Genomic DNA, 1,122 nt, shown 5'->3' with positions numbered 1-1,122 from the left:
TGTGAGCGATACCTGAACTGCGACTCCTATGCCTTTTGAGGGTAGGGGCATCGACCCATCTCTTCCATCATCTTTTCTCGGAAGACCTCTGCGGGTGTTTTCCAACCTAGGCACTTTCTGGGTGTCGCGTTGAGGCGGTCGCAGATCATTTTCAATTCATGATCTGAGACTGCCGTGATGTCGCGCTTCCTCGGCAGCCATCTTCGCGCACGTCGGTTTGTGTTTTCCACAGTGCCTTTTTGCCAGGGCGAGGACGGATCACAAAACCAGGTTTGTGTGCCGATCTGGGCCTGCAGGTGTGGCCAGCTTACGAACTCAGTGCCACGGTCGAATGTGATTGAACGACGCGCGATATGGGGCAGGTCGCGGACAGCCTTCATGATCTTGCCCATCACCGGCTTGGTGCGCTTGTTTGGGTTCTTCAACAGCACTGTGAACCGGCTGACGCGTTCGACCAGTGATGTTACGTTTGATTGCCCAAAGCGTTGTTTGAACAGGACCAAATCTGCCTCCCAATGGCCGAACTGGCGGCGATGCGCCACGTCATCAGGGCGGAACAGGATACTGACATCACGGTCAAACTTTGGTGCCTGACGCTTTCTGGCACGACGTGGGCGACGAGACTTTCGATGTTCCGGCAGGTACCACCAGAGCTCGTGGGCCATGCCTTCCTTCGAGTAGATGTAGCGGTAAATGGTCTCTTGGCAGACCCGCAGCTTAGCACCCTCATGGATCATGCGGTTACCGATCTGTTCGGGCGTCCATCCTTGTTTGATCCGCTGCACGACGTAGGAGCACAGATCTGAATGCCGGATCAGCTTGCGCTGTACCTTGCGGCGCTTCTGCGTCTGTAACTGTGCAGCGTGTCCGAAGTATCCGGCATAGTTCTTCGGCAGCGATTCATCCGCCCAGAAGTTGCGTTTGATCTCCCGGAAAATCGTCGATTTGTGGCGGTTCAGGAGGCGTGCCATCTCGCGGACAGGGACTTTTGCGTGCCACCAATCCTCAATCTTGCGACGTTCCTGAAGCGAAAGTTGCGTGTAAACAGCGCCCATGCCATAAACTCCAATTAGATAACTTGTTGTTTTCTAATAGGAGTCGCACTTCAGGGTAGCGCGCGCC

General features: G+C 55.1%; 1 protein-coding gene. It reads right to left on the bottom strand.

Annotated elements, in window-relative coordinates:
* Positions 1–26: 26 nt before the first annotated feature.
* Positions 27–1,055, bottom strand: coding sequence for an IS30 family transposase (locus ACGKZZ_RS17250; RefSeq protein WP_411224752.1), 1,029 nt, complete (start codon positions 1,053–1,055; stop codon positions 27–29).
* Positions 1,056–1,122 lie beyond the last annotated feature (67 nt).

Source organism: Marivita sp. S2033 (genome assembly GCF_046592965.1).
GTDB lineage: Bacteria > Pseudomonadota > Alphaproteobacteria > Rhodobacterales > Rhodobacteraceae > Marivita.
This window is presented reverse-complemented; position numbering and strand designations above follow the sequence as displayed.

Bases quoted from the DNA above. Each gene is read 5' to 3' on its own strand.
- ACGKZZ_RS17250 (WP_411224752.1), bottom strand. From the start codon at position 1,055: ATGGGCGCTGTTTACACGCAACTTTCGCTTCAGGAACGTCGCAAGATT.